The sequence below is a fragment of the Micromonospora sp. NPDC057141 genome (assembly GCF_042670805.1).
Taxonomy (GTDB): domain Bacteria; phylum Actinomycetota; class Actinomycetes; order Mycobacteriales; family Micromonosporaceae; genus Micromonospora.
The window spans coordinates 1-26,010 of sequence record NZ_JBHUVA010000086.1; the positions used below are offsets into that span (position 1 = coordinate 1).

Below are 26,010 nucleotides of genomic sequence, written 5' to 3' on the forward strand. Positions count from 1 at the left end.
ATGGTGGACAAGGCCCGGTTCGAGTCGGTGGGCAAGTCGCTGATCTTCATGCCGATGGCGATCTCGTTCGTCGGCGCGGCGATCATCTGGAAGTTGGTCTACGGCTACCTTCGCCGACGTGCAGCCGAAGCTCCTCATGCTGTTGTACGGGCTGATCGGGTTCGCCGTGGTCGTCGGGGGGCTGCTGCTGCTCCTGGACGCCGTGCCGTCCTGGTTCGCCCGACGCCACGAGGCACAGCTGATCGCCGCCTCGGCGAACGGGGCTCCACTGCCCCGGCGCCGCAAGCCGCGCGAGGGCATGTTCGCGTTCTTCTTCCTGCTGCCAGCGGTGCTGCTGCTCATGATCGGCCTGGTCGTCCCGGCCATCCGCACCACGCTGCTGTCGTTCATGGACGGCGGCAGCCGCAACTGGGTGGGCCTGCGCAACTACACCTGGATGTTCTCCGACGACTCGATCGTCCGGGTGCTGATCAACACACTGGTCTGGGTGCTGCTGGTGCCGCTGGTGGCCACGGCGTTCGGCCTGCTCTACTCGGTCATGGTGGACAAGGCCCGGTTCGAGTCGGTGGCCAAGTCGCTGATCTTCATGCCGATGGCGATCTCGTTCGTCGGCGCGGCGATCATCTGGAAGTTCGTCTACGCCTACCGCGGCGACGGGCAGGAGCAGATCGGTCTGCTCAACCAGATCGTGGTGAGCCTCGGCGGTGAGCCGAAGCAGTGGCTGCTGGACTCGCCGCTGAACACCCTGCTGCTGATCGTGATCATGGTCTGGATCCAGGCCGGCTTCGCCATGGTGGTGCTCTCCGCCGCGATCAAGGCCATCCCGGCCGACATCGTCGAGGCCGCCCGGCTCGACGGGGTCACCCCGTGGCAGATGTTCTGGCAGATCACCATGCCGAGCATCCGGCCCGCGCTGATCGTCGTGGTGGTGACGCTGTCGATCGCCACGCTGAAGGTCTTCGACATCGTCCGCACCGCGACCAACGGCAACTACGACACCAGCGTCATCGCGAACGAGATGTACAACCAGGCGTTCCGGTACGGCCAGAACGGGCAGGGCTCGGCGCTGGCGGTCTTCCTCTTCGTCCTGGTGATCCCGCTCGTGATCTACCAGATCCGCAACCTGCGTCAGCAGCGGGAGGGCTGAGATGACCACCACGACGCCCACGCTCCCCGCCGGAGCACAGGCCACCGGGAAGACCTCCACCCCCGCCGGGCGGGTCCGCAAGCGGCTCAACAGCCGCGCCGCGACCCTGATCTCGATCGTCATCGCGCTGTTCTGGACGATCCCCACCTTCGGCCTGTTCGTCTCCTCGTTCCGGCCGGAGGACCAGATCAAGACCACCGGCTGGTGGACGTTCTTCACCAACCCGCAGTTCACCCTGGAGAACTACCAGGAGGTGCTGTTCGGCCGCTCCTCGTCCTCGGGGCAGCTGGCCAACTACTTCATCAACTCGCTGGCGATCACCATCCCGTCGGTGCTGTTCCCGATCGCGTTCGCGTCGCTGGCCGCGTACGCGCTGGCGTGGATCAACTTCCGGGGCCGGGACTGGGCGTACATCGCGATCTTCGCGTTGCAGATCGTCCCGCTCCAGATGGCCCTGGTGCCGCTGCTGAGGTTCTTCTCCACCGGGGTCAGCCTCGGCGGGGTGACCCTCATGCCCGCCTGGGACCTGGTCGACGAGCAGAAGTTCGTGCAGGTGTGGTTCGCGCACACCTGCTTCGCGCTGCCGTTCGCCGTCTTCCTGCTGCACAACTTCATCGCGCAGCTGCCCAAGGACCTGATGGAGGCGGCCCGGGTCGACGGGGCCACCCACCCCAAGATCTTCCGCACCATCGTCCTGCCGCTGATCACCCCGGCCCTGGCGGCCTTCGGCATCTTCCAGTTCCTCTGGGTCTGGAACGACCTGCTGGTCGCGCTGATCTTCGCCGGGGGCAGCAGCGAGACCGCCCCGCTGACCGTACGGCTGGCCGAGATGGCCGGCACCCGGGGCAACGAGTGGCAGCGGCTGACCGCCGGCGCGTTCGTCTCGATCGTCGTACCGCTGGTCGTGTTCCTGTCGCTCCAGCGATACTTCGTGCGCGGCCTGCTCGCCGGCAGCGTCAAGGGCTGACCCTCGCGACCGCCGCCGCCCACGTCCCGGGCGGCGGCGGTCCGGGCCGGAGCGGGATAACCATGACCAAGATCGATGATGTCGCCCGCCTGGCCGGGGTCTCCACCGCCACCGTCTCGCGGGCCCTGCGTGGCCTGCCGACCGTCTCCGCGGCCACCCGCCGCCGGGTCCTCGCCGCCGCCGAGCAGCTCCAGTACGCGGTCTCGCCGAGCGCGTCGCGGCTGGCCGGCGGGCGGACCGCCACCGTGGCGGTGATCGTCCCCCGGATCACCCGCTGGTTCTTCGGCACCGTGGTCGAGGCCGTCGAGGAGACCCTGCACGAATCCGGCTACGACCTGCTGCTCTACAACCTCGGCGGCCGGGAACACACCCGGCAGCGGGTGCTGCGCACCGCCAACCTGCACAAGCGGGTGGACGCGGTGATGCTGGTCGCCACCCCGCTGCGCCGGGCCGAACTGGCCGCGCTCACCGTGCTGGACCTGCCGGGCGTGACCATCAGCTCCGGCAGCGGGGTGCCCGGCTGGCCGTGCGTACGCATCGACGACGTGGCCGCCGCACGGACCGCCACCCGGCACCTGCTCGACCTGGGGCACCGCCGGATAGCGCACATCTCCGGCGACCCGGACGACGAGCTGGCCTTCACCACCCACCTGGACCGGCGCCGGGGCTACCTGGAGGCGCTGCGGTCCGCCGGCATCGAACCCGACCCGGCCCTGGACATCGAGGCGCAGTTCACCATCGACGGCGGCGAGCGGGCCACCGCCGAGCTGCTCGCCCGGGGCGAGCCGCCCACGGCCATCTTCGCCGCCTGCGACGAGATGGCCATGGGCGCGATCAGCGCGCTGCGCGACGCCGGCCTGCGGGTTCCGCAGGACGTCAGCGTCATCGGTATCGACGACCACGACCTGTCCGGGGTGCTCGGGCTCAGCACGATCGCCCAGCCGGCGGCGGAGCAGGGCCGGCTCGCGGCCCGCATCCTGCTCGACCCGCTCGCCGGCCGGGACCTTCCCCCGCCGACCGGGCCGGTCGTCCCCGGCCCGCGCGGCGCCGACCCGGCCGAGCCCTCCGCCGCGCCGCTGATCCTGCCCACCCGGCTCGTGGTACGCGACTCGACCGCCCCGCCCCGGGCAGACTGAACGCGCCGTCCCCCCGCCCGGGCACACCGGACGGGTCCGCCCGCCCGGCACCGGGCACACCGGACGGGTCCGCCCGCCCGGCACCGGGCAGACTGGAGGGGTCCGTCCGCGTACCGGCTGGGAACAAGGACCGGGACGGCTTCGACACACGGGAGAAGGCCCTGAACACCGACGCGACCCCCCAGGAACAGTCCGCCGGCCCCACCACCGCCTGGTGGACCGAGGCCGTGATCTACCAGATCTACCCGCGCTCGTTCGCCGACGCCAACGGTGACGGCATCGGTGACCTGCCGGGCATCACCGCCCGCCTCGACCACTTCGTCGCGCTGGGCGTGGACGCGGTCTGGCTGTCGCCGTTCTACCCGTCGCCGCAGGCCGACGCCGGGTACGACGTGGCCGACTACCGCGACGTGGACCCGCTGTTCGGGCGGCTCCCCGACGCCGACCGGCTGATCGCCGAGGCGCACGCCCGCCGGCTGCGGGTCATCGTCGACCTCGTGCCCAACCACACCTCGTCGGCGCACCGCTGGTTCGCCGCGGCCCGCGCCGCCGCCCCGGGCAGCCCCGAGCGCGCCCGGTACGTCTTCCGCGACGGCCTCGGGGCCGACGGCGACCAGCCGCCCAACGACTGGACCAGCGTCTTCGGCGGCCCGGCGTGGACCCGCGTCACGGCGCCCGACGGTCGGCCCGGCCAGTGGTACCTGCACCTGTTCGACACCGGGCAGCCCGACCTCAACTGGGACAACCCGGAGGTCCGCGCCGAGTTCCTGGACGTCCTCCGGTTCTGGCTCGACCGGGGCGTCGACGGCTTCCGGGTGGACGTGGCGCACGGCCTGATCAAGCAGGCCGACCTGGCGAACTGGCAGGAGCCGCAGGAGATCCTCTCCGGCAGCGGGGTCGACAAGCCCCGCCCGCCGATGTGGGACCAGGACGGCGTCCACGAGGTCTACCGGGAGTGGCGTCGCCTGCTCGACTCGTACGACGGCCAGCGGGTCCTCGTCGCCGAGGCGTGGGTGGAGCCCGCCGAGCGGCTGGCCCGCTACGTGCGGCCCGACGAGATGCACCAGGCGTTCAACTTCGAGTACCTCCAGGCGTCCTGGACCGCACCCGCCCAGTATGCGGTGATCACCCGCTCGCTGGAGGCCACCGACGCCGCCGGCGCGCCCACCACCTGGGTGCTGTCCAACCACGACGTGGTCCGGCACGCCTCCCGGCTGGGCCTGCCCGTCGGCACCCCCCGCCCGAACGGCATCGGCATCGGCGACCCGCAGCCGGACGCCGCGCTGGGCCTGCGCCGGGCCCGGGCGGCCACCCTGCTGATGCTGGCCCTGCCCGGCTCGGCCTACCTCTACCAGGGCGAGGAGCTGGGCCTGCCGGAGCACATGACGCTTCCCGACGAGGTGCGGCAGGACCCGACCTGGGAGCGCAGCGGGCACACCGAGCGCGGCCGGGACGGCTGCCGGGTGCCGATCCCGTGGGAGGCCGACGCGCCGTCGTACGGCTTCGGGCCGACCGACGCGAGCTGGCTGCCCCAGCCGCCGTCGTGGGCCGAGTACGCGCTCGACCGGCAGCGCGGCGTGCCCGGCTCGACGTACGAGCTGTACCGCACCGCGCTGCGGCTGCGCCGCGAGCACGGCCTCGGCCGGGGCAGCCTCTACTGGCTGGCCTCGGGCGACGAGGTGGTGAGCTTCCGCAACGGCGACGTGACGGTGCTGACGAACTTCGGCCCCGCGCCCGTGCCGCTGCCGGCCGGGGCGCAGCCGCTGCACGCCAGCGCCCCGCTGCCCGACGACGGCACGGTCGGGCAGGACGTCACCGTCTGGTTCCGCACCGCCTGAGCGGGTGTGAGAAGGGGCCCCTTCTCGACCGTATGCGTTAAGAAGGGGCCCTTCCTTACAAGCGTTCCGCGCGCTCGTGCAGCAGGTCGCGCACGGCGTCGATGTCCCGGGGCGACGTGCGGGAGGCGAGCCAGTACATGACCCCCGTCGGGACGAAGAAGAGCTGGAACACGGCCAGCCCGACGGCGTAGTTCAACGGTGGCGGGAAGGCCGCCCGCAGCCCGTGGAAGGCCACCCCGACCAGCCCGTTGCCGGCCGCCCGGCCGACCCCGTTGACCAGGTTGCCGAGGCTGTAGACGGTGCCCCGGTGCTCGGGCGGGTTGACGTCGGCGATCAGCGCGAACCAGTTCGGCGAGTTCGCCGACGTCAGCGCCAGGGCGAGCACGGCGGTGAGCAGGCTCAGCCCGACCGTCGGCTCGGTGACGACGCTGGCCAGCACCGCGCCGACCACCGCGCCGGTGGAGCCGCCGTCGGGCACGTCGATGCGGAACGGCACGAAGAACAGGACCAGGTAGAACGGCAGGGCCGCGAGGATGCCCACCGCCGCGACGAGCGCCCGGCCCCGGGAGGTACGCCGCTGCACGGCGTCGCCGACCAGACCGCCCACGATGGAGAGCACCCCGCCGAGCTGGAACAGGGTGGCGAAGACGCTGCCGACGACGACGGCGGTGGCCGCCGAGTAGCCCTGCGCCTGCGCCCGCTGGGCGAACAGCACCGGCAGCCAGACCAGCGACCCGAAGGCGGCCTGGGCGGTCAAGCCTTGGAGGACCAGCCAGCGGTTGGTCCGCCGGGCCAGGATGCGCGGCAGGTCGGCGCGGGTGATGCGGTGCTCGTACTCCGCGCCGCCGGCCAGCGCGGCGGCCAGCTCCGGCTCGCTCTGCCCGCGCCGGATGTCGTACGTGAACAGGTACGCCGCCGTCGCCGCCAGCCCGATCACGGTGAGCAGCCAGAACGGCCGCCGCCAGTCGGTGGCCCCGAGCAGGCCGCCGACCAGCGTCCCGGCCAGGGTGCCGACGCCCTGGGACAGCCCCCAGAGGCTCATCACCAGGCCCCGGCGGCGCGGCGAGATCAGGTCGGTGACCACGGAGAAGCCGACCGAGCCGACCGCGCCGAGGCCGACCGCCGCGACGAGCTGGGCGGCCAGGAACGCCGGGTAGCTCTGGGCCAGCGCGCTGCCGCCGGTGCCGGCCGCCCAGACCAGGGTGCCGACCATCAGCAGCGGCTTGCGGTCGGTGCGGTCGCCGACGTACGCCCAGCCGACGGCGGCGACCGCGCTGACCAGGAAGCTGACCGCGGTGACCAGGCCGAGCAGCCGCTGGGACACGTCGAGCGACCCGGCGATCGGGCCGTACAGCGGCGGCACGAGCCCGATCGCCACGTTGTCCAGGGAGGCCAGCAGCACGAACACCAGGACGCTGTACGACCGGTGTGCCGCGCCGCCGCCCCAGCCCCGCCGTACCGTCAACCGACCTGTCACCGACCCAGCATGCCCGCTGCCGGGTCGGCCCCCGTCAGGCGGGGCGGTCGAGCACCCGGTCGCGGGCCGCCGCGTACCGCTCGCGGACACCCGCGACGCCGTCGGCCGCGTACTCCTCGGTGCCGGCCGGCGACCAGGCGGGCGCGTTCTCCCCGCCCAGGGCGAGCCAGGCGGCCTGGCGGGCCGCCCCGTCGGCGACGTACTCCCCCGGCGGCGGCACGACCACGGGGCGGCCGAAGACCTGCGGCGCGATGCGGCGCACCGCCGCCGACCGGGCCCCGCCGCCGACCAGGATCACCCGCTCGGCCCGGCAGCCCTGCGCGGTCAGCGCGTCGAGGCCGTCGGCGAGCGCGCAGAGCATCCCCTCGACCGCCGCGCGGGCCAGGTGCGCCGGGGTGGAGGTGCGCAGGGTGAGCCCGTGCACCGCCCCGGTGGCCGACGGCCGGTTCGGGGTCCGCTCCCCCTCCAGGTAGGGGACCATGACGAGGCCGTCCGCGCCGGGTGGGGCGGACAGCGCCAGGTCGGACAGTCCGTCGAGGTCGACCCCGAGCAGGGTGGCCGCCGCGTCGAGCACCCGGGCCGCGTTGAGCGTGCAGACCAGCGGAAGGTAACGGCCGGTGACGTCGGCGAACCCGGCGACGATGCCGCTCGGGTCGGCCGTCGGCGCGTCGGCGACGCTGAACACGGTGCCGGAGGTGCCGATGGAGACGACCACGTCGCCGGGGCGGGCCCCGACGCCGAACGCGGCGGCGGCGTTGTCCCCGGCCCCGGGGCCGAGCAGCGCCCCACCGGGGCCCCCGCCGGCGGCGGCGAGCACCGCCGGGGCCAGGGTGCCGGCGGTCTGGGTCGGCCCGAGCACGACGGGCACCTCCAGCCGCCGGCCGAAGGCCCGTTCGAGCAGGTCGAACCGGTATTCGCCGGTGGCCGGGGACCAGTAGCCGGTGCCGCTGGCGTCGCTGCGGTCGGTGCGCAGGGCGCCCAGGCCGGGCGCGCCGGCCAGCCGCCAGGTCAGCCAGTCGTGCGGCAGGCAGACGGCGGCGACCCGGTCGGCGTTGGCCGGCTCGTGCCGGGCCAGCCAGCGCAGCTTGGTGGCGGTGAAGCTGGCCACCGGGACGACGCCGACGGCCTCGGCCCAGAACCGCCCGCCGGCCTCGCCGCCGCCGGCCTCCTCGATCAGGTCGGCGGCGGCACCGGCGGAGCGGGTGTCGTTCCACAGCAGCGCCGGGCGGACCACCTCGCCCGACTCGTCGAGGCAGACCATGCCGTGCTGCTGGCCGGCGACGGACACGGCGGCGACGTCGGCCAGCCCGCCGGCCTGCGCCACGGCGGCCTCCAGGGCCGCCCACCAGGCCACCGGGTCGACCTCGGTGCCGTCGGGGTGGGCGGCGCGGCCGGAGCGCACCAGCGCCCCGGTCTCCGCGTCGCGGATCACCAGCTTGCAGGACTGGGTGGACGAGTCGAACCCGGCGACCAGGGGCATGGCGGCGGCCTCAGCGGGCGCCGAGCAGGTGCTCGACGGCCAGCTGGTTGAGCCGGACGAAGTGGAAGCCCCGCGCGGCGGCGGCGTCGACGTCGTACTCCTCGAACGCGGAGCGGTCGGCGAGCAGCTCGGCGTAGCCCTCGCCGGGGGCGACGGTCGGGGTGGCCAGATCGCCGACGCGGCTCGCGGCGAGGGCCTCGGCCACCTCCGGGTCGGCCCGGAACGCCGCGGCCCGCTCCTTGAGCAGCAGGTAGGTGCGCATGTTCGCCTCGGCCGAGGCCCACACGCCGGTGAAGTCCTCGGTGCGCGAGGGCTTGTAGTCGAAGTGCCGGGGACCGTCGTACGCGGGGCCGCCGTCTGGGCCGCCGTTCTCCAGCAGGTCCACCAGGGCGAACGCGTTCATCAGGTCGCCGTGGCCGAAGACCAGGTCCTGGTCGTACTTGATACCGCGCTGGCCGTTGAGGTCCAGGTGGAACAGCTTGCCCTGCCACAGCGCCTGGGCGATGCCGTGGGCGTAGTTGAGCCCGGCCATCTGCTCGTGCCCGACCTCGGGGTTGAGGCCGACCATCTCCGGGTGGGCCAACTGGGAGATGAAGGCGAGCGCGTGCCCGACGGTGGGCAGCAGGATGTCGCCACGCGGCTCGTTGGGCTTCGGCTCGATGGCGAAGCGCAGGTCGTAGCCGCGGTCGACGACGTACTGGCAGAGCAGGTCGACGCCCTCGCGGTAGCGGTCCAGCGCCGAGCGGATGTCCTTGGCCAGGTCGTACTCGGAGCCCTCCCGGCCGCCCCACATGACGAACGTCTTGGCGCCCAGCTCGGCGGCGAGGTCGACGTTGCGCAGCACCTTGCGCAGCGCGTACCGCCGCACGTCGCGGTCGTTGCTGGTGAAGCCGCCGTCCTTGAACACCGGGTGGGTGAAGAGGTTGGTGGTGACCATCGGGACGACCAGGCCGGTCTCGTCGAGGGCCTTGCGGAACCGGGCGAGCTGGGCATCGCGGGCGGCGGCGTCCGCCCCGAACGGGATCAGGTCGTCGTCGTGGAAGGTGATGCCGTACGCGCCCAGCTCGGCGAGCTTGTGCACGGCCTCGACGGCGTCCAGCTCACCGCGGGTGGCGTCGCCGAACGGGTCGCGGGCCTGCCAGCCCACCGTCCAGAGGCCGAAGGAGAATTTGTCGGCGGGGGTGGGACGGGGTGCCATGGCAGACCTCCGGTAGCTATTTGTTCAGTGGTTGAATTATTTGGCGGGTATGTGGCACTGTCAAGGGGTGACCCGCCCCGCCCCTGTCTCCGGGGCGGTCCGCCAGGGCAGCCTGCGCGAGCTGAACCTCGCCGTGGTGCTCGGCCGGATCGCCGCCGCGCCCCGCCCACCGTCGCGGGCCGACGTGGCCGCCTCGACCGGCCTGACCCGGGCCACCGTCTCGGCCGTCGTCGACGACCTCATCGCCGGCCGGCTGGTCGCCGAGTCGGAGCCGGCGCCGCGCACCGGGGCGGGCCGCCCGGCGCGCGGGCTGGTGCTGGCCGGGTCGGGCCCCGCCGGCCTCGGGCTGGAGATCAACGTCGACTACCTGGCCGCCTGCGTGGTCGACCTGGCCGGCCAGGTCCGGCACCACACCGTGCGCCGGGCCGACCTGCGCCCGGTCTCCCCGGCCGACGCCCTCGCCCGGCTCGTCACCCTGGCCGCCGCCGCGCGGGCCGACGCCGAGCGGCAGGGCCTCACCCTGGCCGGGGTGGCCCTCGCCGTGCCCGGCCTGGTCGGCGACGCCGGGCTGGTCCGGCTCGCCCCGAACCTCGGCTGGCGCGACGTGGCCGTCCCCGAACTGCTGGCCGCCCACCCGCCGCTGGCCGAGCCGGTGCCCGGAGTCCCGCCGCTGGTCGTCGACAACGAGGCCAACCTGGCCGCCGTGGGCGAGCTGCACGCCGACCCGACCGGGCCGGCCAGCTTCCTGCACGTCTCCGGCGAGGTGGGCATCGGCGCCGGGATCGTCCTCGACGGCGCGCTGTTCCGGGGGGTGCGAGGGTGGAGCGGCGAGATCGGCCACATCCCCGTCCAGCCGCAGGGGCGGCCCTGCCGCTGCGGCGGCCGGGGCTGCCTGGAGCAGTACGCGGGCCAGGAGGCCGTGCTCGCCGCCGCCGGGCTGGACCGGGCGGACCTGCCGGCGGACACCGCCGCCGCGCGGCTGGCCGACCTCGCCGCCGCCGGTCACCCCGCCGCCCTGTTGGCGCTGGCCGAGGCGGGGCAGGCCCTCGGGGTGGCGGTGGCAGGCGTGGTGAACCTGCTCGATCTGGACACCGTGGTCCTCGGCGGCGGCTACGCGCTGCTCACGCCCTGGCTGCGGCCGGCCGTGCTGACCGAGGTGTCCCGGCGGGTGCTCACCGCCGGCTGGGCGCCGGTGACCGTACGCCCATCGACGCTCGGCCCCGAGGCCGCCGTGGTCGGCGCGGCCGGCTCGGTCGTCCGCCGGATCGTCGCCGAGCCGGTCGGCTGGCTGACCCGCCCGGCCTGACCCGCCCGCCCACAGTGCAAGGAAGGGCCCCCTGTTAACGCCTTCTGTATAGGAAGGGCCCCCTCCCAACGCCCTCAGCGGCCGTGGCGGAGGCCACCGCCGCGCGGGCCGAGGAGCCCGCCCGCGCGGGCCCAGGAGCCCGCCCGCGCGGGCCGACCGTCAGGCGGTGCGGGCCACCGGGCGCCCCCGGCCGACCAGCCGCCGCCCGCAGCTGCGTCGCCGGGCCACCCGCCCGGGACCGCGTCCTTCGACTGGTCCGACGACGGACACCGGCTGTGGCTGTCGACGATCAACGGGTCCCGGTCGGCGCGACGCCGGTCCCGGGACACCGCGGGGTCAGTACGCGCCCCGGCTGCGTACCACCGCGCCGAAGGTCTTCCACATGATGGTCAGGTCGGCGGCGAGCGACCAGTTCTCCACGTAGTAGAGGTCGAGCCTGATGCCGTCCTCCCAGCTCAGGTCGGACCGGCCGCTGACCTGCCAGAGGCCGGTCATCCCGGGTTTGACCAGCAGCCGCCGGGCCACGTCGCCGTCGTAGCGGGCCACCTCGGAGGGCAACGGGGGGCGCGGGCCGACCAGGCTCATCTGCCCGAGCAGAACGTTGGCCAGCTGGGGCAGCTCGTCGAGCGACCACTTGCGCAGCACCCGACCGACCCGGGTCACCCGGGGGTCGTCACGCATCTTGAACATGAGGCCGTCGGTCTCGTTGCGGGTGGTCAGCTCGGCGAGCAGGGCGTCGGCGTTGACCACCATCGTGCGGAACTTGAACACCCCGAACTCGCGGCCGCCCTGGCCGACCCGGATCTGCCGGAACAGCACCGGGCCCCGGTTGTCGAGCTTGATCGCCAGCGCGATCACGGCCAGCAGCGGCAGCAGCAGGGCCAGCGCCACGGCGGCGGCGGACCGGTCGACGAAGCCCTTGACCAGCTTGCGGGCCCCCCGGAACTCGGGGGCCTCCACGTGGATCAGGGGCAGGCCGGCGACCGGCCGGGTGTGGATGCGGGGGCCGGCCACATCGGTGAGCGCGGGCGCGACGACCAGGTCGACGCCGGTGCCCTCCAACTGCCAGCCGAGCCGCCGCAGCCGGGTCGCGGTCAGCTCGCCGGAGGCGGTGACGGCCACGGTGTCCGCGCCGATCGCGGTGGCGGCCTCCGGGATGCCCCGGAACGAGCCCACGACCGGCACGTCGCCGAGCCGCTGCGGCACCGGCGCCAGCAGCGCGTCCGGGATGCACGCCCCCACCACGTGGTAGCCGGCGTACGGCTCGCGGCGCAGCTGGTGCACCAGCTCCAGCACGTGCGCGGTGTCGCCGACCACCAGCACCTTGCGCGACCAGCCGCGTCCCCGGGACCGGGCCCGGTGCAGCCGCTTGCGGGCGGCGAACCGGGCGACCTCCAGGCCCAGCATGCCGACGGCGAACGAGATGGCCAGGAAGCCCCGGGAGACGCCGACGTCGGCGATGTAGCCGGCGATGGCGGTGCCGCCGGCGAGGCGCAGGCTGGCGGAGCCGACCCGTCGGTACTCGTCGGCGCCGTAGCCCAGCACCCGGTCGTCGTAGCAGCGCAGGATCTTGAGCGAGAGCAGCCAGGTGAGCAGCAGCACGGGGGCCACCACGACGTACGGGATCTTCGAGCCCACCGGCTCCTCGTCGCCGAAGCGGGCGACGTAGCCGATCAGCACCGCGACCGCCAGGACGGCGGTGTCCAGCACCACCAGCATGCGGACGTACGCCCGCTCGTCGACGCGGGCCACGGGCCCACCCCGATCAGCCCCAGGCCGCGGCGTCCTGGTGGCGGTCAACAGCGTCGCCGACGTCACCGGCCCTCCCCACTCTGCTGAGAAAGGCCCCGGTCGTTGTCCGGTCCCCCCAACGGGACCGACGGCGCCGGAGCACCTCGACATCTTCTCTTAACAACTATGGCCACCGACTACTTCGGACGTATTGCCGTCAGTATCCTGGCCGGCCAGCACCGGCACGTGGCTCACCGTGACGGGTCCCACGCATGACCAGCCACCGCCGCTGAACAAGGACTCAGTATGGTGCACGGGCTCAGCGAGGCGCGTTCGGGCGGAGCGCGATCGCCTTGAGGAAGATGTCACCGATCTTGGTCGGATCCTCGGTGACGAAGTTGCCGCCGCCGGTGACCTTGGTGATCGACTCCAGCTCGGACTTGCTGACGTCGTTGCCGATACCGATGATCACGACCTGCACCGGCCGCTCCGGATCGGCGATCCGCTTCAGTTCGGCGAGCAGCTTCTGCTGGGAGATGCCGTTGGCGTCCTCGTTCTTGCCGTCGGTGAACAACACGATCGAGTTGACCCGCCCCGGCTCCCAGTCTTCCTGAACCGCCTTGTAGGCGGCCAGCATCGTGTCGTACAGGCCGGTGTCGCCGCTGGAGGGCCGGACCGTGGCCAGCCCCTGCTCCAGGCGGCTGCGGTTGCTGGAGAGCGGATTGATCGGCACCAGTTCCCGGTAGTCGAGGCTGCCGACCAACTCGGTGGAGAAGGTCCACAGCCCGATCGACCAGGAGTCGTCGAAGAGGTTCAGGCCCCGGCTCGCCGCCGCGACCGTCACCTGCTCCCGGGTGGCGTTGTTGGCGCTGGGTACCGGCTGCTTCATCGAGCCGGAGACGTCGATGACGCAGAGCATCCGCCCGGACTGGGTGGCGATGGACCAGCTGGACACGGCGCGCTCTATCGCGACGGGGTCCAGGCCCCCGGCACCGTTGCCGCCCGGCGCCGGTGCGGTCGCCGCCCCACCCGCCGGGCTCGGGGCGCCCTGCGGCGCCTCGAAGCCGTCGCCCCAGTTGCCGTCCGGCCCGCGCAGCGACCGCTCGGCCAGCCGGTTGCGGAAGCCCGGCGTGGTGAGCACCTCGAACAGCACCTTCGCGGCGGACTGCTTCGCCGGCTCGATGCCCGGCAGCACCGCGTACGGGTAGTCCAGCGGCATCGGCGACGGCTCCAGGTAGAGCGCCGCCAGTGGGATCGGCGGCTTCCGCTCGTTGTACGCCATCACGTCCTCCTCCGACAGCGCGGCGGCACCGAGGCCGGAGGCGATCGCCGTCGGGTCGGAGGAACGGGGGAACCGGGCCAACAGGTCCTCGCGCAGCGCGGAACGGCCGGTGGCCAGCGCCCGCAACGCTCCCGTGGTGGCCTGCTGCGCGTCGCCGCCCGCCCCGCTGGCGGCGGCGGTCAGCGACAGCAGCCCGGACAGGCCGGCCGCGTCCTGGGTCGGCTCGACGATCCCGGCACGGATCGGCTTGCTGCTGCTCACCTGGCGCAGCAGATCGGTCCAGGTCAGCCTCTTCTCCGGCCAGCCGAACCGGGTCTCGGCGACCGGCTCGGGCACCGCCACCACCACCGGGCTGCGGGCGATGGACGCGCCGTTGCCCGGGGCGAACGCGGTGGCCCCGGCGTTCTTCAGCCGCAGCAGCCAGGTCGAGGAGTCCGGCACCCAGACGTCCGGGGTGACCGCCGTGCCACTGGCCTGGCCGACGCCGGCCAACTGCACCCCGTGCTTGCCCGCCACCGCGGCGGCGACGTCCACCGGCTCGGACTCCGTGACGTTCACGGCGATGCAGGTGCCGCCGACCGCCGCGCCGTCGGCCACCCACTGGGCCGCGGCGGCCTGCACCGCCGGGGCCAGCTCGGGGGCCGCCGCCACCGACAGCTGGACCTGCCCCGAACAGGCGGGCTGGACCAACTCCCGGTAGCCGAACCAGGCACCCGCGATGACGACGACGAGCGCCGTCGCCGAGGCGACGGCGCCTGCTCCGCGGATACCTGACTGCATGCGATGGCGGCCTGACACGGTGACCATCTTGCGGACCCGCTGCGGGTACTGCCACGTCCGTTCGGACGAAAGTTACTCAGGAGAGACAGACGTCAGCACTTTTGTGACACTGAGTGACGACCCCGTGCCCTGCCGTCGACCGCACGCTCCTGAACAGGGCCGGAACATCGGGCGCGGGGGCGGCGGTCAGGGCCGGACGCAGGTCGGGCTGGGCACCGCGACGGGCTCCCCCACCGGCGTCGGGACCCCCGTCGCCGCGTCCACCCGGAACACCCGCACCATGTCGGCGCGCTCGTCGGCGACATAGAGGTGCTCGCCGGTCAGGGCGAAGTGCCGGGGCCACTCCCCGCCGGTCTCCACCTCCGCGACCAGCTCGGGCAGCTCGCCGGCGACGGCGAAGACCGACACGGTGCCGATCCCCCGGTTGCCGACGTAGAGGAAGCGCCCGTCCGCGCCGACGGCGATCTCGGAGGGCTGGACGTGCCCGGTGCGGGCGCTGGCGTCCACCCGGCCCCGCTGGTGCAGCGACCCGTCTGCGGTCAGCTCGTACGTGGTGACCGTGGCGTCCAGCTCGCCCGCCAGCCAGCAGCGCCGGCCGTCCGGGTGCCGGGCCAGGTGGCGGGGGCCCGCCCCGGCCGCCGTACGCACCCGGGGCGCCCGGGGCACCAGCCGGCCGGAGGCCGCGTCGAGGTCGTACCGGTAGACCGAGTCGGTCCCGAGGTCGACGGCGAGCAGCGGCCCGCCGTCCGGCGCCGGGGAGACCATGTGGCAGTGCGCCTTCTCCTGCCGCTGCGGGTCGGGCCCACGCCCGGAGTGAACCACCAGGTCGCTGCGTTCGCCCGGGACGCCGGCCGGGTCGAGCGGGAACACCGTCACGCTCCCGCCGCCGTAGTTGGCCACGACGAGGTGCCCGCCGTCCGGGGTGACCGCCAGGTGGCAGGGCTCGGCGCCGCCGGTGCCGCGCACCCCGAGCGGGGCCAGATCGCCGTCCGGGGCGACCCGGAACGCGCTGACCTCCCCCTCGGGCAGCTCGTTGACGGCGTAGAGCACCGGCAGGGTGGGATGCCGCACGAGGAAGGACGGCGACGGGGTCGCCGCCACGGTGCCGAGCGGGGTCAACCCGCCCGTCACCGGGTCGCGCCGGGCGGCGACGATCCCCTCGCCCCGCCCGCCGCTGGCCGCCGTGTAGCCCCCGACGTGGACGATCCCCTGCTGCCCGGTCACCCGACCCACCTTCCGCCGCTGTCCGTGCCTGTCGCCGGCCGTGTCGCCCCGCTGTCCGTGCCCATCACCCCGGGCCCTCACCCACGCGGCCCCGGGCCCTCACCCACGCGCCGCCGGGTCACGCCACCGGAACCGGCTCACCGCGCTGCCGGGCGACGTGCTCGACCAGGGAGATCAGCACCAGCTTGCCGGACTGGCGGTCCCGGGCGTCGCAGAACACCAGCGGCACGTCCGGGTCCAGGTCCAGCGCGTGACGTACGGCGTCCAGGCTGAACCGGCGGCCGTCGTCGAAGCAGTTCACCCCGACCACGAACGGGATGTTCCGCTGCTCGAAGTAGTCGATCGACGGGAAGCAGTCGGCCAGCCGGCGGGTGTCGGCGAGCACCACCGCCCCGAGCGCCCCGAAGGCCAGCTCGTCCCAGAGGAACCAGAACCGGTCCTGGCCCGGGGTGCCGAACAGATAGACCTGGAGGTCCTCGTTGATGGTGATCCGGCCGAAGTCCATCGCCACCGTGGTGGTGGACTTGCCCTCCACGCCCGAGAGGTCGTCCACGCCGATCCCGGCCCCGGTGAGGACCTCCTCGGTCTGCAGGGGCCGGACCTCGCTCAGCGCGCTCACCAGCGTCGTCTTGCCGGCGCCGAAGCCGCCCGCGATGAGGATCTTCAGGGCCAGCGGGATCCGCACCCCGGACCCGTCCCGGTCATAGCGCACGGAGTCCATTGACCACCGCCTTGAGGATGTTGTCGTCGGGTAGGAACGCGGTGCCGGCCGGCTCGTGCACCGAGACCAGGCCACGGGCGAGCAGGTCACCGACGAGCACTCGGACCACACCCACCGCGAGGTCCAACTCGGCGGCCAGCTCGGCGACCGGCACCGGCCGCCGGGTGAGCTCCACCAGGCGGCGGTGCTCCGGGTGCAGCCGCGGGTGGGCCGCCGGGTCCGCGCCCCGGCCGGCGAGCACGAACGCCACCAGGTCGAGACCGACCGGCGGCCGGACCCGCCCACCGGTCAGCGTGTACGGGCGGACGACCGGACCCGCGTCGCCGTCCAGCCACTCGTGCTGCGGCCCCGGGGCCTCAGCCCGCATCGGCCCCACCCGAGGAATCCCGGACCGGCGCCGTCAGGTTCTCGCCCACCCGGATCACCAGCATCGCCATCTCGTACGCCACCAGGCCGATGTCCGCGTCGGCCTCGGCGACGACCGCGAGGCACGCGCCCTGGCCGGCGGCGGTGACGAAGAGGTACGCCGACTCCATCTCCACCACCGTCTGCCGTACCCCACCGGCGGCGAGGTGCCGGCTGGCGCCCTTGGCCAGGCTGGAGAAGCCGGAGGCCAGGGCGCAGAGGTGCTCGGCGTCGGTGCGGTCGAGGTCGGCGGAGGCACCGAGCAGGAGCCCGTCCGCCGAGAGCACCACCGCCTCGCGGGCGGCCGGTAGGCGTTCCACCAGCTCGTCGAGCAACCAGTCGAGATCGACGTTCGGCTTCGTCGTGTGCACCACTAGGCGTCCCTCTCAGTTGCGGTCGTGGATTGCGAGGGCGCCGCCGGGGCGTCCGGTTCCGGTGTCGCGTCGGCGGCGGCGGTCGAGGTGGGAGCAGCGGAGGCGGTGGGGGTGACCGGGGTGGTGGAGGTGGTGTCCGCCGTGGTGGTGCCGGCCGCACCGTCCCGGCGGCCCCGGGCGGTGCCCGCCTGGAGCGCGGACATCAGCCGACGGGCCTCCTCCGGGGCACGTGGGGCCGGGGTGTCCTGGACGGTCGGCCGGGGGCGGGTGGTGGGGCCACGCCGGCGTACCCGCAGGGGCAGGCCGTCGCCGTCGCCGCCCGGGTCGGCGGGCGCGGAGCGGCTGGGCGCCAGCGGCACCACGGCCGTCGACGAGTCGCCGCGCTCCCGGGTGATCCGGGCGGACCGGGGCCGGGGCAGCGTGTTGAGCCGGGTCACCTTGGCCATCCGCCGGTCGTCGGCCGGGCCCTGCGCCCCCCGGGTGCCGGGCGGGCCGAGGCGCGGCTCGCTGGTCACCAGGTCGTGCGGGATCAGCACCACGGCGGTGACCCCGCCGTGGGCGGCCCGTCGCAGCTGCACCCGGACGCCGTGCCGGGCGGCGAGCCGGGCGACCACGAACAGCCCGAGCCGGGCGCTGTCGGCCGGGTCGAACTCCGGCGGCGTCGCCAGCCTGCGGTTGGCCTCCTCCAGCGCCGGGGCGGCCATACCCAACCCCTGGTCGATGATCTCCACGGCGTACCCGTTGGGCAGGCTCTGCCCCCGCACGGTGACTCGGGTGCCGGGCGGGGAGAACGCGGTGGCGTTCTCGACCAGCTCGGCCAGCAGGTGGATGACGTCGCCGACGGCCCGGCCGACGGTGGCGGCGGGCTGCACGTCGGCGATGTCGACCCGGTCGTACGACTCCACCTCGGAGATCGCGCCCCGCACCAGGTCGACCATCGCGACCGGATTGCGCCAGCCCCGGCCCGGCGCGGCCCCGGCGAGGATCACCAGGTCCTCGGCGTGCCGGCGCAACCGGGTGGCCAGGTGGTCCACCCGGAACAGCTCGGCCAGCTCGTCCGGGTCCTCGACGCGGCGCTCCATCCGGTCCAGCAGGGCGAGCTGCCGGTGCACCAGCCCCTGGCTACGCCGGGCGATGTTCAGGAAGACCTCGTTGAGCCCGCGCCGCAGGGTCACCTCGTCCACTGCGGAACGGACTGCCGTCCGACCCACTGCGGCGAACGCGCGCCCCACCTGGCCGATCTCGTCCTCGCCGTACTGAAGCGACGGGGTCTGGCCGGCCACGTCGACGTCCTCGCCGCGACGCAGCCGGGTGACCACGTCCGGCAGCCGGTGCTCGGCCATCTCCAGGGCGGCGTCACGCACGGCGGTGAGCCGCCGCGCCAGCGACCGGCCGACCCGCAGCGACACCAGCACCGACACCACGATCGCGGCGAGCCCGAGCACGCCGGCCACGCCGAGCCGGGCCAGGATGCCGACCGCCACCGGCACCGTCCGGTCGGCGATCGCGTCGGCCTGGGTGAGCTCGAAGTCGCGCAGTCCACGCTGGACGGCCTCCTGGCTGGCCTCCCAGGCCCGGGCATCCAGCTTCGGTGCCCGGCCGGGACCGGCCCGCACCAGCTCGTCCTGGAGGGAGCGCAACCGGACGAACGCGTCGCTCTCGGCCAGCCGCTGGTACGCCACCCGGTCGTCCACCGGCAGGTCGGCCACCGCCGTCTCGGTCAGGAAGCGCTGATTGCCGATGACCTGGACGAGCTGAGTGTGCTCGCCCTCGGCATAGCGCCCGGTGACGAGCACCCCGGCGAGCAGCGCGTCGGCCTGCCCGAGCAGCTCCCGGGACCGGCCGAGCGCGGTCAACGCCAGCGCCTGCCGGTTGAGATCGTTGTCGGGCAGGGTGGCCAGCGCGGTGAACGCCCGGAATGCCTCGCCCACCATTCCACTGTAGAGCCCGATCGCGCCCGTCCGGTCCACCTGGCGGCGGTCGATGAAACCCCGGCCGGTGGGCAGCGCGTCCAGCGCGCCGAGCAGCCGGTCGAGCCGGGCGTCGAGCAGGTCGTCGGTGGCGTCGCGCAGCCGTTCGCCGTTGACCCGGCGGCGCAGCTCGGCGATCGCGACATCGGTGCGTCGCCGCTGCTCGGCCAGCTCCGGCAGCGCGGCGGTGCCGGCGAGCTGCACCACCGTCAGCCGGCGCTCCCGTTGCAGCTCGGCGACGACCGTCTCACCGGGACGCCCGAAGTCGTAGAGGAGAGTGCCCGCGGAGAGCAGGTCCAGCGCCGGGCCGAAGGCGAGCGTGGTCGCGAAGATCCACAGGGCCAGCAGCGCGCTGACCGGCGCTACGACCAGGGCCGTCAGCTTCGAGCGGATCGGCCAGTCGCGGGTGTTCATCAGACCTCGCCCGGAACGTGTGGCAGCGGGTGGCACCGGTGCCGGCCGGGCTTCGCCGCCACAGCACCGGGGCACCGGCACGGGCGCCTTGGGCAGGATACGTAATCGTCGGCGGTTGCGGTACCGGCCTCTCGCCCGGTGCGCTCGCCCCGGCACGCTCCGCGGTATCGGAGTCCGGACGTAGCGGGGCGGAAACCCCCCAGCCGTCACCCGGTACCCGGGATCGCGCAGGAAAGTCGCCCGGATCGGGATTGGCGATCAGCGACCGGAGGGAATACAGGAGGGACGAAGGAGGAGCCATGTCGCCCACGCAGGTAATCGTCATAGTTCTCGTCGTACTCGTGGTGGTCGCGGCCCTGGCCGTGGTCGGCCGGCAGGTCGCCCGCCGCCGCGCGCTGCGGTCCCGGTTCGGGCCCGAGTACGACCGGGTGGTCGCCGAGCGGGACAGCCGCGCCGACGCTGAGCGGGAACTGCGGGACCGGGAACGCCGGCACGCGGAGCTGACGCTCACCCCGCTCACCCCCGAATCCCGGGCCCGGTACGCGGCGGCGTGGGAGGACCTCCAGGTGCGCTTCGTCGACTCCCCCGGCGAGACGGTGAGCGACGCGGACGAACTGGTCGGCCGGCTCGTCGCCGAGCACGGGTACCCGACCGGGGACTTCTCCGACCAGATCGCCCACCTCTCCGTCGAGCACGCCCGGATGCTCTCGCACTACCGGGACGCCCACGAGATCCGGCTGCGCAACGAGCGTGGCGAGGCCGGCACCGAGGAGCTGCGCCAAGCCGTCGTCCACTACCGGGCGCTCTTCGCCGACCTGCTCGGCGAGGACCCGGTGGGTGCCCGCGTCCCCGCGCAGCGCCACCCGGGCCAGCACCACCCGGAGCACCGCAACCCGGAGCACGGCAACCCGGACAGCGCGTTCCGGGAGGCGGAGGAGACGCCGGTCGACCGTCCGCACGACGTCACGAGCCGATGAGGAGAGCCAGATGCGCCAGGAACAGCAGGTGAGCAGCGACCACCCCGAGGCTGTCCGGTCGGTGCCGGTGCCGGTGCCGCCCCCGGGCGGGGCGACCGGCGACGCGGCGGCGCGCCGGGGCCGGGACGTCGAGGGCCGCGCCGAGGCGCCCGAGGACGTGCTGGACGACCGGGGCACCTTCGACGACCCGACCGTGGCCGACGAGCGCAGCGACGGCGCACCCGCGTTCCACGAGCCGGCCCCGCTGCCGACCGCGTTCGGGGCGACCACGGTCGGCGGCGCGGTCGCGGCCTCGGCGATGGCGAGCGGCCGGCCGGAGGACGAGCGGGACCCGCGCGGCGAGGACACGGCCCGGCCGGGCGACGGCGCGCCGGGCAGGACCGACGCGCTAGACGACGAGCGGGCCGACCCGACCGCCGCCGACCGGCTGCACGACCGGTCCCGGTGGGCGGCCGACGAACCGGGCGACGAGCGCACCGGGGGCCGTCACGCGGTCGACGGGCGGGTCGGGACGGACCGCAGCCCGGAGGACGCGGTGGTCGCCGGCGCCGCCGGGTACGGCCGTCCCGAGCCCGACATGATCGACCCGGACGCGCGGGACGGCACGTCGTCGGTCCTCGGCGTCGGCGCGGACGCGCGGGACGGCGTCGGCGCGGTCACGGCGGCGGCCCGGCCCACCACGGGCGCGGTGCCCGCGGACGCCGCCACCCTCTTCGAGCCCGGCACCGCCCAGGGCTTCCGGGACCGCTGGCGCGGCGTCCAGCTCCGCTTCGTCGACGACCCCAGGTCCGCCGCCGGCCAGGCCGAGGCGCTGGTCGGGGAGGCGATCGAGGCGCTGGCCGCCGCGCTCGCGGAGCAGAAGAACAGGCTGGGCGACTGGCAGCAGACCGGCGACGACACCGAACAGCTCCGGATCGCGGTACGCGGGTACCGCGACTTCCTGGACCGGGTGCTCGGCCGCTGACCGTCCCCGCCTCGCGCGCCCCGGCCGACCACGGCCGGGGCGCGTCGGCGGCTGCCCTCTGGTTCTTGGACCGTTCCCGGCCGCGCCGTACACCCGGCCAAGATCCGCATGCCACAACGGGACGGACGGTGGGGATAGAAGTCGCAGTGGCTCAGCCCGACCAAGCCACCCGAGCCGCCCCGGGGCGACGACCGGGGCATGACCGGAGGTCCGGCGCCGTCGGCATGCCCGGGGCCCTGCGGGGTACGCCAGGGGGATCAGGCAGCACCTGGGCACACAGGAGGGCAGCAGGATGACGGAGCGCGACCCGAACGCCGGGCGACCGCTGGAGGAGAGCCCCGAGGTGGCGGCGGCGGTGGACGACGAGAGCACGGTGCCGCAGCTGCGTACCGGTCGCGGGGCCGACCGGGACAACCCGTCCTTCGCCGGGCCGGGGGAAGTCGTGGCGAGGGCCGGTTCGACCGAGGACCTGATCGGCGACCCGCACGGCGGGGGCACGGGCGCCGGCGGGGACAACATCCGCACCGGCGCGGAGCAGCCGTGGGATCCGGAGGACCTGGTGCTGGCGCGGGGCCAGGATCCGACCCCCGAGAACATCGAACGGGCCCGCCGGGACCTGGCCGAGCAGGGCCGGGCGGCGGTGGAGCGGACCGTGCCCTGACCGGCCCTGACCGGCCCGGCCCGGAACAAGCTGGCCCGGAACAGACCGGCCTGGAACGGGCGGGGGCCCCTGGCCCGACCGGTGGACGGTCGGACCAGGGGCCGGGGGAACCTGCCGGCGCGGTGCCTCACTCCCGCGGCGGCCGGTAGGCCTTCCGCCGGATCAGGAGAGCGGCGGGTAGGCGTTCTGCATCAGCTGGGCGAACTGGGCCGGGAACCAGGCACCCGAGATCGGGGCATTCGGCAGGGCGCCGCTCATGCTGTTGCCGTTGCGGGCGTTACCGGTGTAGGTCGGGTCGCACATCCGGTCGAAGCCCTTGCCCTCGTTGTTCGGGATCTCGGTGCTGGAGCCGTCCGACTCACCCGGAGGCTTCACCCAGACGTAGGCGTCGATGCCCGCCTCCGGGGCGGCCTTGGGACGCTCGCCGAGGCCCGCGCCGGACTGGTTGCACCAGTTGCCGAGGTGGATGCGCCGGTCGACCCGGCCGCCGTTGACGTAGGCGTCCACGCTGGTCATCGGGCCCGCGCCGGTGGGCCGGGCGGAGCCGCCCCAACCGTTGCGGGAGGTGTCGATCAGCATGCCGATGCTGCTGCTGAAACCCTTGGAGATCAGCTCGGTGCGGAACGCCTGGGCGAAGGAGAGCTCGTCGACGTAGAAGTTCCAGTCGACCCACTTGGACTGGCGGACGCTCTGGCCGTTCACCGTGTCGGTGACCTTGAAGTACGGCTCCTTGAGAGCCGAGTAGTTCGCGGTGTTCACGATGAAGCCGTGCACGTTGGCCGGGGTGCTGCCGGACGCGCCGGCGGCCTCGCGCAGGATCGTGGCGGTCGGGCTGAAGTTGCTGTCCCAGCCCAGCCAGCCGTGGTGGCCGGCGTCGATGTAGTTGTAGACGTTGCCGATCGCGCCGAGCTTCGCCAGGGCGTAGCCCACGCCGTTGACGTACGCGCCGTTGGCCTTGACCGTGTCGCACATCGCGGTGCCGCCCGGGTTGCCCGAGGTGTTGGTCACCAGGTTGGGCAGCGAGTCGATCTCGATGACGTTGATGATCCGCAGGCCGGCGTACTTCGCGTCGCTCTGGATCGCGGCGATCGGGTCGATGTACTCGGCCTTGTAGCGGGGCAGCTCGTCGGCCTTCAGCTCGCCGTTGGAGGCGAGGGCGGCGCAGTCGCGACCGGGCAGGTTGTAGATGACGAACTGGATGTAGGTCGCGCCCTGGGCCAGCGCGGCGTCCAGGTGGTCACGCACGCCCATGGACCCGTTGGAGCTGCTGTCCGGGGTGCCGTTGATGGCGGCGATCCGGTCGATCCAAACGGCGGTGGGGGTGTTGGACACCCGGTTGCCGCCCGCGACGGACTCGGCCTTGGCCTTCCACTCCGGGTTCACGTACCCCTGGGCGTTCAGGTACGGGTTGTCCACCTTCTGCCCCGGCGGGGTGGTGGGCGGCGGCGTGGTGGGCGGGGTCGTCGGCGGCGTGGTGGGCGGGGTCGTCGGCGGGGTGGTCGGCGGCGTGGTGGGCGGGGTGCCACCGTTGCAGACCACGCCGTTCAGGGTGAACGAGGTGGGCTTCGGGTTGCTGCCGCTCCACGAACCGTTGAAGCCGATGGTCACGTTGCCGCCGCTGGCGATCGAGCCGTTGTAGGACTCGTTCGTGGCGGTGACGTTCTGCCCGCTCTGGCTCCACCTCGCCGACCAGCCCTGCACGACCCGCTGGCTGCTGTTCGGGAAGGTGAAGCCGAGGTTCCAGGACGAGACGGCGTCGCCGATGTTCCTGATGGTGACGCTGCCGGTGAAGCCGCCGGCCCAGTCGTTGGTGGTGTAGTCGACGCTGCACTGGGTCGCGGCCTGGGCCGCGGTGACCGGAATGGTCACCAGACCGCCGGCGACCAGCGCGCCCGCACCGGTCAGTGCGAGCGCCCGGCGGCTGCCGGACAGTCTCTTCCTCATACTCATGCCACTGATCTCCTTGGGCGAGACCGGACTCGCGGCCCGGCGGAACGGCGCGCGACGTCGGTGGGACATCGACGGCGCCACGGGGATTTCGGGGGTGCCCGACCCGGACGGGCAGTGTGGTGGTGGTGCGCGACCGGCGCATGGAACGGCCGGTCGGACGGCGGACGTCGTCCGGTGGAACCGGTGCCCTCGACATCTGCCTTGCGCGGTGTGGCTCCCCGTACCGCGTGAGGGAATTCTTACATGGGAGCGCTTCCATGGCAATGGTTCGATGCCAGGCGGCCCCGCCTCCCCTCAAAGAGTGCGGGAACGCCCGGCCGGTCGCAACCCCGGCGACGACCCCGATTCATGCGACACATGGTGCCAACCACGCTTAAGGCAGTTTCCCCCGCATGGCCAGGCAAACTGCAAAACACGAATCTTTCCCCTGATAGCTCGCGAACGGGGCTAACGTCGTGGGTAGCTCGGCTGACGTCGGGCTCAGGACGAAGAGGGATGGAGTGACGCAGGTCATGGCAAACAAGATGCTCGGGAAAGTCGTTGCGGGTGCCGCGCTCGGCGGCGCGTCCCTGCTGGTGTTCGCGCCGGGGATCGCGTTCGCGGACGGCCACTACTACGACGACACCCGCGACGGCGAGGTCTACGCCAAGCCGCACGTCGTCAAGCCCGGCGAGAAGGTCAAGATCCTGGAGATCTGCCCGGAGCCCCAGGAGCACGCCGCCGTCTGGTCCGAGGTGACCGGCAAGGTCAAGCTGCACCCGGCGGAGGCGCACGGCTACCAGGCCGAGGAAAAGGCCGAGGAGAAGGCCGGCGAGCAGCACGGCAAGGCCAAGGAGGACGAGAAGGCCAAGGGCGGCAAGGGCGGCGGCGCCGCGGACGACTCGTACGACTCGTGGAGCGGCTACGAGCACGACCAGGCGGCCGAGAAGGACTGGTCGATCGACGGCTCCGGCTACGGCGAGGAGAAGTCCTGGGAACACCAGAAGGACTTCGTCTACTACGGCGAGGCGGAGGTCGCCGCAGACGCCGCCCCGGGCCGCTACGAGCTGAAGGGCTCCTGCGCCGCGGGCGAGCTGGTCGTGCTCCCGCACGGTCCCGTCGAGGGCGGTGACGGCGGCGCGGCCGGCGGCACCGACCGTGGGCTCGCCACCACCGGAGCCAGCATGCTGGGCGCCGCGGCACTCGGCGGCATCGTGCTGATGCGGCGGCGTCGGGCCAATGGGTCCCCCGCCTGACATGACGGCGACACCGGCCGGCGGCCGCCACGGGACACCGTGGCGCGCCGCTGGCGCGGCCGTCGTCGTCCTGCTCGCCATGGTGGGCGCCGGGATGGTGGGCGCCTCCATGCGCGCCGCCCCCACCCCCCGCCCGCCCCAGCCGGTCACCCAGGCCGGCCCCGACCGCGTCGGCGGGAGCACGGGCGACGGCGGGGACGTCGCCGCTCAGGAGCCCTTCGACGCCGACACGGAGGCAGCGGACGGTGGCCAGCCGGCCGGGCTGGCCCGGGCCACCCCGACCACCATCTCGATCCCCCGGATCGGCGTCGACGCCCCGATCATGACGCTGGGCACCAACCCGGACGGCACCGTCCAGGTTCCACCGCTGGAGCAGGCCATGAACGCCGGCTGGTACTCCCCGGGCGCGAGCCCCGGCGAGATCGGCAACGCCGTCGTCGTGGGGCACGTCGACTCGGCGAAGGTCGGCGGCCCCGCCGTCTTCTACTCCCTCGGCGCGCTCCAGCCCGGTGACAGCATCCAGGTGACCCGGGACGACGGCAGCCGCGTCGCCTTCACCGTCGACGAGGTGCGGTCGTACCCGAAGACCGCCTTCCCCACCGAGCTGGTGTACGGGCCCAACGACCGGGCCGGCCTGCGGGTCGTCACCTGCGGCGGGCAGTTCGACCAGGCGGCGGCCAGCTACGCGGACAACGTCATCGTGTTCGCCACCATGACCGGCTGACCCGGCCGGGTCGGTCGGCGCGGCGCGGCCGGTCGGGCATGCGACCGGG

Annotated in this window: 21 protein-coding genes; 10 read left to right on the forward strand and 11 right to left on the reverse strand. The window is 73.8% G+C overall.

The window, feature by feature from the left end:
• Positions 1 to 136 precede the first annotated feature (136 nt).
• The 4 genes from ACFT41_RS27960 to ACFT41_RS27975 all read left to right on the forward strand — a co-directional run bounded on the left by ACFT41_RS27960 (position 137) and on the right by ACFT41_RS27975 (position 5,088).
• Complete coding sequence (locus ACFT41_RS27960) at positions 137 to 1,147, forward strand: carbohydrate ABC transporter permease (RefSeq protein ID WP_377614033.1); 1,011 nt, start codon at positions 137 to 139, stop codon at positions 1,145 to 1,147.
• A 1-nt stretch (position 1,148) separates the two neighbouring features.
• On the forward strand, positions 1,149 to 2,114 hold the full coding sequence (locus tag ACFT41_RS27965) for a carbohydrate ABC transporter permease (protein ID WP_377588504.1): 966 nt from the start codon (positions 1,149 to 1,151) through the stop codon (positions 2,112 to 2,114).
• A gap of 62 nt (positions 2,115 to 2,176) precedes the next feature.
• Positions 2,177 to 3,250 carry a LacI family DNA-binding transcriptional regulator gene (locus ACFT41_RS27970; RefSeq protein WP_377588503.1) on the forward strand — a complete coding sequence of 358 codons (1,074 nt, stop codon included), beginning with the start codon at positions 2,177 to 2,179 and terminating at the stop codon, positions 3,248 to 3,250.
• A 161-nt stretch (positions 3,251 to 3,411) separates the two neighbouring features.
• Complete coding sequence (locus ACFT41_RS27975) at positions 3,412 to 5,088, forward strand: glycoside hydrolase family 13 protein (RefSeq protein WP_377588506.1); 1,677 nt, start codon at positions 3,412 to 3,414, stop codon at positions 5,086 to 5,088.
• A 55-nt stretch (positions 5,089 to 5,143) separates the two neighbouring features.
• Here the strand turns inward: ACFT41_RS27975 and ACFT41_RS27980 are convergent, their stop codons facing one another.
• From ACFT41_RS27980 to xylA, 3 genes are read right to left on the reverse strand one after another with little or no spacing between them, the layout of a single operon-like run.
• The gene (locus ACFT41_RS27980) at positions 5,144 to 6,565 is read right to left on the reverse strand and encodes an MFS transporter (RefSeq protein ID WP_377588502.1); all 1,422 of its coding nucleotides are present in this window, start codon (positions 6,563 to 6,565) and stop codon (positions 5,144 to 5,146) included.
• A 34-nt stretch (positions 6,566 to 6,599) separates the two neighbouring features.
• On the reverse strand, positions 6,600 to 8,045 hold the full coding sequence (xylB, locus tag ACFT41_RS27985; RefSeq protein WP_377588501.1) for a xylulokinase: 1,446 nt from the start codon (positions 8,043 to 8,045) through the stop codon (positions 6,600 to 6,602).
• Positions 8,046 to 8,055: 10 nt separating this feature from the next.
• Positions 8,056 to 9,243: a xylose isomerase gene (gene xylA, locus ACFT41_RS27990; protein ID WP_377588500.1), complete on the reverse strand. Its 1,188-nt coding sequence runs from the start codon at positions 9,241 to 9,243 to the stop codon at positions 8,056 to 8,058.
• Between the two features lie 49 nt (positions 9,244 to 9,292).
• Between xylA and ACFT41_RS27995 the strand changes: the two genes are divergently transcribed.
• Entirely contained in the window at positions 9,293 to 10,549 is a 1,257-nt protein-coding gene (locus ACFT41_RS27995; RefSeq protein ID WP_377588499.1) for an ROK family protein, read from the forward strand.
• A 336-nt stretch (positions 10,550 to 10,885) separates the two neighbouring features.
• On the opposite strand, the gene ACFT41_RS28000 is transcribed toward ACFT41_RS27995, so the two are convergent.
• From ACFT41_RS28000 to ACFT41_RS28030, 7 genes are all read right to left on the reverse strand, one after another.
• The gene (locus ACFT41_RS28000; RefSeq protein WP_377588498.1) at positions 10,886 to 12,367 is read right to left on the reverse strand and encodes a sugar transferase; all 1,482 of its coding nucleotides are present in this window, start codon (positions 12,365 to 12,367) and stop codon (positions 10,886 to 10,888) included.
• A gap of 232 nt (positions 12,368 to 12,599) precedes the next feature.
• On the reverse strand, positions 12,600 to 14,342 hold the full coding sequence (locus ACFT41_RS28005) for a substrate-binding domain-containing protein (protein ID WP_377588497.1): 1,743 nt from the start codon (positions 14,340 to 14,342) through the stop codon (positions 12,600 to 12,602).
• A 186-nt stretch (positions 14,343 to 14,528) separates the two neighbouring features.
• The gene (locus ACFT41_RS28010; RefSeq protein ID WP_377588496.1) at positions 14,529 to 15,566 is read right to left on the reverse strand and encodes a lactonase family protein; all 1,038 of its coding nucleotides are present in this window, start codon (positions 15,564 to 15,566) and stop codon (positions 14,529 to 14,531) included.
• Positions 15,567 to 15,684: 118 nt separating this feature from the next.
• Complete coding sequence (locus ACFT41_RS28015; RefSeq protein ID WP_377588495.1) at positions 15,685 to 16,287, reverse strand: ATP/GTP-binding protein; 603 nt, start codon at positions 16,285 to 16,287, stop codon at positions 15,685 to 15,687.
• The gene (locus ACFT41_RS28020; RefSeq protein ID WP_377588494.1) at positions 16,268 to 16,654 is read right to left on the reverse strand and encodes a DUF742 domain-containing protein; all 387 of its coding nucleotides are present in this window, start codon (positions 16,652 to 16,654) and stop codon (positions 16,268 to 16,270) included. Before ACFT41_RS28020 ends, ACFT41_RS28015 begins: the two co-directional genes overlap by 20 nt.
• Positions 16,644 to 17,066 (reverse strand): roadblock/LC7 domain-containing protein, encoded by a 423-nt coding sequence (locus tag ACFT41_RS28025; protein ID WP_377588493.1) that lies wholly within the window; start codon positions 17,064 to 17,066, stop codon positions 16,644 to 16,646. The genes ACFT41_RS28020 and ACFT41_RS28025 overlap by 11 nt, the downstream gene beginning before the upstream one ends.
• Positions 17,066 to 19,450, reverse strand: a complete 2,385-nt coding sequence (locus ACFT41_RS28030; RefSeq protein ID WP_377588492.1) for a nitrate- and nitrite sensing domain-containing protein — start codon at positions 19,448 to 19,450, stop codon at positions 17,066 to 17,068. The genes ACFT41_RS28025 and ACFT41_RS28030 overlap by 1 nt, the downstream gene beginning before the upstream one ends.
• Before the next feature lie 299 nt (positions 19,451 to 19,749).
• Here ACFT41_RS28030 and ACFT41_RS28035 point away from each other — a divergent pair, with 299 nt between their 5' ends.
• The 3 genes from ACFT41_RS28035 to ACFT41_RS28045 all read left to right on the forward strand — a co-directional run bounded on the left by ACFT41_RS28035 (position 19,750) and on the right by ACFT41_RS28045 (position 22,052).
• Positions 19,750 to 20,427, forward strand: coding sequence for a hypothetical protein (locus ACFT41_RS28035; RefSeq protein WP_377588491.1), 678 nt, complete (start codon positions 19,750 to 19,752; stop codon positions 20,425 to 20,427).
• 10 nt (positions 20,428 to 20,437) lie between these two features.
• Positions 20,438 to 21,391, forward strand: coding sequence for a hypothetical protein (locus tag ACFT41_RS28040; RefSeq protein WP_377588490.1), 954 nt, complete (start codon positions 20,438 to 20,440; stop codon positions 21,389 to 21,391).
• A gap of 292 nt (positions 21,392 to 21,683) precedes the next feature.
• Entirely contained in the window at positions 21,684 to 22,052 is a 369-nt protein-coding gene (locus ACFT41_RS28045; protein WP_377588489.1) for a hypothetical protein, read from the forward strand.
• Positions 22,053 to 22,214: 162 nt separating this feature from the next.
• On the opposite strand, the gene ACFT41_RS28050 is transcribed toward ACFT41_RS28045, so the two are convergent.
• Positions 22,215 to 24,002 carry a glycoside hydrolase family 6 protein gene (locus tag ACFT41_RS28050; protein WP_377588488.1) on the reverse strand — a complete coding sequence of 596 codons (1,788 nt, stop codon included), beginning with the start codon at positions 24,000 to 24,002 and terminating at the stop codon, positions 22,215 to 22,217.
• A 512-nt stretch (positions 24,003 to 24,514) separates the two neighbouring features.
• Between ACFT41_RS28050 and ACFT41_RS28055 the strand changes: the two genes are divergently transcribed.
• Positions 24,515 to 25,237 carry a hypothetical protein gene (locus ACFT41_RS28055; protein ID WP_377588487.1) on the forward strand — a complete coding sequence of 241 codons (723 nt, stop codon included), beginning with the start codon at positions 24,515 to 24,517 and terminating at the stop codon, positions 25,235 to 25,237.
• Position 25,238: 1 nt separating this feature from the next.
• Positions 25,239 to 25,961 carry a class F sortase gene (locus tag ACFT41_RS28060; protein ID WP_377588486.1) on the forward strand — a complete coding sequence of 241 codons (723 nt, stop codon included), beginning with the start codon at positions 25,239 to 25,241 and terminating at the stop codon, positions 25,959 to 25,961.
• Positions 25,962 to 26,010: the final 49 nt, after the last annotated feature.